The 5,440-nt window shown below is 53.9% G+C and carries 5 protein-coding genes; all 5 read left to right on the top strand.

What is annotated here, in order from left to right; all coding sequences use genetic code 11:
* Nucleotides 1–298: V-type ATP synthase subunit A (locus tag K5753_03590; protein ID MCR4726283.1), on the top strand; the 298-nt coding region annotated here is incomplete at its 5' end.
* A 1-nt stretch (nt 299) separates the two neighbouring features.
* The gene (locus K5753_03585) at nt 300–1,685 is read left to right on the top strand and encodes a V-type ATP synthase subunit B (GenBank protein ID MCR4726282.1); all 1,386 of its coding nucleotides are present in this window, start codon (nt 300–302) and stop codon (nt 1,683–1,685) included.
* A complete protein-coding gene (locus K5753_03580) occupies nt 1,685–2,317 on the top strand; it encodes a V-type ATP synthase subunit D (protein ID MCR4726281.1) in 633 nt (210 codons plus the stop codon). Before K5753_03585 ends, K5753_03580 begins: the two co-directional genes overlap by 1 nt.
* Complete coding sequence (locus tag K5753_03575; GenBank protein ID MCR4726280.1) at nt 2,317–3,330, top strand: hypothetical protein; 1,014 nt, start codon at nt 2,317–2,319, stop codon at nt 3,328–3,330. Before K5753_03580 ends, K5753_03575 begins: the two co-directional genes overlap by 1 nt.
* Before the next feature lie 117 nt (nt 3,331–3,447).
* On the top strand, nt 3,448–5,440 hold a 1,993-nt coding region (locus K5753_03570; protein ID MCR4726279.1), incomplete at its 3' end, for an alpha-galactosidase.

The raw sequence follows: 5,440 nt of genomic DNA, 5'->3' as shown, positions 1-5,440 counted from the left end.
GGAGACGGCAAAGTCCATTCGTGAAGACTATCTGCATCAAAACGCATTCCACGAGGTGGATACTTACGCCTCTCTCAAAAAGCAATATAAAATGCTGCGTTTGATCTTGCTTGCAGATGAATTGGGGCGCGACGCCCTTTCCCGCAGGGTGGATATTGAAGATATCCTTGCCCTTCCCGTCAGAGAGGAGATCGGCAGAAGCAAATATATACCCGAAAGCGAGATGGAAAGATTGGACGAGATCGAGGAAAAGTTGAAAGAGTCGATGGCGGCGCTGATCTCGGAAGGAGAGATTTGATATGGTTAAGGAATACAGAACGATCCGCGAAGTCGTCGGACCGTTGATGCTCGTCGAGGGCGTCAGCGGCGTAACGTATAACGAACTCGTCGAGATCAAGCAGGAAAACGGCGAGATCAGGCGCGGAAAGGTGCTTGAAGTAAACGGAGATAAAGCGCTCGTCCAGCTCTTCGAAAATTCGCAAGGCTTGAAGATCAGCACGTCCAAGGCGAGGTTCCTCGGCAGAAGCATGGAACTCGGAGTCTCGATGGATATGCTCGGCAGAGTCTTCGACGGTATCGGAAGGACGAAGGACGGCGGCCCCGACATCATCGCCGACAAGTATCTCGATATCAACGGTCAGCCGATCAACCCGACCGCGCGCGACTATCCCGACGAATTTATTCAGACGGGCGTTTCCGCGATCGACGGATTGAATACCCTCGTCAGAGGGCAGAAACTCCCCGTGTTCAGCGCGTCCGGTCTTCCTCACGCGAACCTTGCGGCGCAGATCGCGAGGCAAGCCAAGGTCATCGGCTCGGACGAAGGTAACTTCGCCGTCGTCTTCGCCGCCGTCGGTATTACCTTCGAAGAAGCGGATTACTTTATTTCCGATTTTAAGCGCACGGGCGCGATCGACCGCACGGTTCTCTTTATGAACCTTGCGAACGACCCCGCGATCGAGCGTATCGCGACGCCGCGTATGGCGCTTACCGCCGCGGAATATCTCGCGTTCGAAAAGGGAATGCACGTCCTCGTCATCATAACGGATATCACGAACTACGCCGAAGCGCTTCGCGAAGTCTCCGCCGCGAGAAAGGAAGTCCCCGGTCGCCGCGGCTATCCGGGCTATCTCTATACCGACCTCGCGACGATGTACGAGCGTGCGGGCAGACTCAAAGGTAGCAAAGGCTCGATCACCGAGATTCCGATCCTGACGATGCCCGAAGACGACAAGACCCACCCGATCCCCGACCTTACCGGGTACATTACCGAAGGTCAGATCATCTTGTCCCGCGAACTCAATAAAAAAGGGATCGTTCCCCCCGTGGACGTCCTCCCGTCCCTTTCCCGTTTGAAGGATAAGGGTATCGGTAAGGGCAAGACGAGGGAAGATCACGCCGACACGATGAACCAGCTTTTCGCTTGCTATGCGCGCGGAAAGGAATGTAAAGAACTCGCGGCGATCCTCGGCGACGCGGCTTTGACCGAAGTCGATAAACTTTACGCGAAATTCGCGGGCGAGTTTGAAAAGAGATACGTTTCGCAGGGTTTTACGACCAACCGCACGATCGAAGAGACCTTGAATATCGGTTGGGAGCTTCTCGGCATCTTGCCGCGTGCGGAGCTCAAAAGAATCAAAGACCAATATCTCGATAAATACTATAAAAAGGCGGAAGAGAAATAATGGCGGTCGCGAAGGTAAACCCGACTCGTATGGAATTGACGCGCCTGAAAGGGCGCCTCAAAACCGCGACGCGCGGTCATAAACTTCTGAAAGATAAATCCGACGAAATGATTCGTCAGTTTATGTCGCTGATCAAGCGGAATCTCGCCTTGCGCGAAGAGGTCGAAAAGGGACTCAAAGACGCGCTCGGTCGTTTTATGCTTGCAAAAGCCGTTTCGAGCGAAGCGGAGATTGGCGAAGCCGTCCTCGTCCCCGGGAAAAAAGTCAAGGTCAAGAGCGGCAGTAAGAACGTAATGAGCGTCGAAGTTCCCGCGTTTATCGTGGAGAGCGGCGAAGGCGGCGAGACCTATCCGTACAGCTTTGCTTCCGTTACGGGCGAACTCGACGGTTGCATCGGCGTAATGGGCGATCTTCTCCCCAAACTCATCGAGCTTGCCGAAGTCGAAAAGACCTGTAATATGCTCGCGGACGAGATCGAAAAGAACCGTCGCCGCGTCAACGCGCTCGAATTCGTCATGATCCCCGAATTCAAAGAGACGATCAAGTATATAACGATGAAGCTTGACGAGAACGAAAGGGCGAACACGATCCGCCTGATGAAGGTCAAATCCATGATCGAAGGCAGGCAGTAATGCGACTCGGCGTTTCCGAATTCGACACATATTTTCTTTTTCAAGGACGGCGTTACGCGAAAGGCGAACGCCTGTTTTTGAATCATTCGGGGGCGTCCGTTCTCGGGAAATTCAAAGGAACGGAGCTTGTTCTTCGCGTTTTTTCCGAGTTCTCTCTTTCGGACCGAAACGCGTATATTCGCGTGACCGTGGACGGGAAGACGCGCCGCGTCCGTTTGCCGAAAGGCGAAAAAAAGATCGCCGTCCGCGCGGAAGAGGGGGAGCACGTCTTCGAAGTCGTCAAACTCACCGAATCGGCGAATAATTCCTTCGCGCTGTTCTCCGCGGAGACCGACGGCGCGTTTTTGCCGCAGGAAAAGAAGCCCGCCTTAAAGATCGAATTTATCGGTGATTCGATCACGACGGGATTCGGAACGCTCGCGCCGCTCGGGGACGGGGAATATAAAACCAAAGAGCAGGACGTAACGAAAGCCTTTTCGTATCTGACCGCAAAAGCACTCGGCGCGGATTATAACGTGATCGCGGCGGGCGGTTGGCCGATCTATAAGTCCGTCTATTCCGATCACTCGATCCCGGAGATCTATGAGAACGTCGACTTCTTCCGAAACGAGGAAAAATGGGACTTTTCCTTGTTCCTTCCAGACGTCGTCGTCATTACTCTCGGGACGAACGATTTTTCCTATTTATCCGAATTCTCGGGCGAAAAAAGAGAGGAAGAAAAAGAGAAAGTGGTCGCTCGTTTCGCTTCGTTCATCAAGCGCGTCGCCGAGAAGAACGAAAGAGCGAAGATTATCCTTTTATGCGGATTTTTCGAGAAACCCGAATTGCTTCCTTTAACGATCGAAGCGCAAATGCGCGTCGGATCTCCGCGCGTCTCCGTCCTCGAAACGCCGAGCGCGGCGTCGATGTCGGACGTTCGGGCGGGACACCCCGGGCGGATCTGTCATCGGATCGCGGCTCGAAGGCTTGTCGAAGCCATCAAAAAGAGCGGATCGCTTCACCGCCCTTCGTGACATTTTCTCAAAGAGAAACCCTTTTTCCGAAAAGAGGATCCGAGTTTTATCGAGGCGTTTTCTTCAAGTGTTTTCGCTCTCTTTACAAAGTGCGCTTTTAAACTATATAATAAACGTATGGAAAAAAGGAAAATCCGTGCGTTTTTCATATCCCCGTTTTTCCTGATCGCAGCTGAGATATTTCTTTCGGGAACGATCGCCGTCGGCGCGATTTTTTACGTTTATGACAGCGTGATCGCGGTTCGCGCTTGGAAGCTCGCGCTTCTTTTCTCGGATTTTATTCTGTCGTCGGGCGCGATGTTCGCGCTTGCGTATTTCCAAAAATACCCCGAAAGTAAACCGATCGTTCTTGCGGCGCCGTTCCTTGTGGGCGCGGGCGTCTTTTCACTTTTGTTTTTCCCGTCGCAGGCGATCGCCTCCGCGTTTTTGAACGAAACGGTCACGCGCGTTTTCGGGCTTGTCGTTTTGTTGTCCTTTTATCTCGCTTGCGTGATCGTTCAGCTTTATTACGGAACGCGCCGAAATCGGAAGTTCGCGCTGTGGGCGACCGCCGTCGTCGCGCTCGGCGTCTATGCGGCGTCTTTGATCTTTTCCTGCAAAATGCTCCCGCAAGCGAAACTTTTCAAAGCGTTTTCGCGCGATCTCGTCACTTTCCCGCAAGCAAGCGCGGAAGAAATATCGCTTGATCATAAAGACCGCGAGTTGTCGCGCGCTTGGTTCCGCGACGAACTCGAACGTTCAATGGAGGGTTCCGTCGCAAGCGCCGCGTTCGATTTTCGCTTTGGAGATAAAGGCTTTGTCGAAACGCGTTCCGAGTGGGATATCGAGATCGCGCTCCGCGAGGAATCGGGCGGCGACGTCACCCTCGAAAAAGTCTTTACGCACCGCGAAACGGGGTTGGAAGCGCGCCTTATCGCTTCGTATTACGACCTTACCGCCACTTCGGAGTGGAAGGTCGGCTTGACCAACCGAGGGACGGAGAATTCGCTCGAGCTCTCTTTTTTGTACGGGTTGACGGGTGCGTTCGATTTCTCGGATTCCACGCTGTATTTCAGCGGCGGCAGCGACGAAGCGACGGACGATTTCGCGCTGTACAGCCGGGAGCTGTCGGGTAAGAAGACCACTTACGTCTTCGATACGCTCGGCGGAAGAAGTTCAACGCAGTATTTGCCTTTTTTCAACCTTTGGGGGAAATCTCCCTCCGCGTCCGGCGCGATCGGCGCAACGATCGGGATCGGTTGGTCGGGCGATTGGACGGCGCGCTTCGCGGCGCATAAGGGCCATGTCTCGGTGAACGTCGGGCAGAGCGATCTTTGCGGCTATTTGGAACCTGGCGAAAGCGTCCGCACGCCTTTGATCTCCCTCTCGCTTTATTCAAACGGAAGCAGCCCATTGAAAGGCTTCAATAATTTCCGCGCGGATATCAAGCGCGGTCTCGGCGAACATTACGCGCCGAGCAGTATGCTTCTTTTCGCGGGCGCGGAAGGACAGGACGACACGAGCCGCGCAAACGAGGCGGGAACGCGCGCCTATATCGAAAAACTCAAAGAGCTCGATCTCCTCGAAACCCTCGATTACGCTTGGTACGACGCGGCGTGGTACGATCTTAACGGCGCGTCGGATTGGCGAAGCGCCGTCGGAAACTGGACGGTAAACCTCGATAAATATCCGAACGGACTCGGCGCGGTCAGCGATTATCTCGCGGAGAACGGCGCGAAAATGCTTCTTTGGTACGAGCCGGAGCGCGTTCCGAAATCGTCCGAACTGTATAAAGAGATCCAAGCGAAAGGTAAAGCCGATTCGTGGCTTTTGACGGCGAAAGGGGAAAACTGCCTTTTGAATATGGGGTGCGAGGAAGCGCGAGAGTATATCCAAGGCGTGATCATCGCTTCCTTAAAAGAGAACGGAGTTTCCTATTATCGGCAGGATTTCAATATTGACCCGAGAGTTTATTGGGAAAAGGCAGATCGCGATTTGTACGGCGGCAGAAAAGGATTCGCGGAGAATCATTACGTCACGGGCGAGTACGCGTTTTTGGACGCGCTTTCGCAGGAAATCCCCGGACTTCGCATCGATAACTGCGCAAGCGGAGGCAGACGGATCGACCTCG

The sequence above is a fragment of the Clostridia bacterium genome, from assembly GCA_024685775.1.
In the GTDB taxonomy this organism is placed as follows: domain Bacteria; phylum Bacillota; class Clostridia; order Christensenellales; family CAG-1252; genus CAG-1252.
The sequence above is the reverse complement of the archived record's forward strand: the minus strand, read 5'-3'. Positions and strand labels throughout refer to the sequence as shown.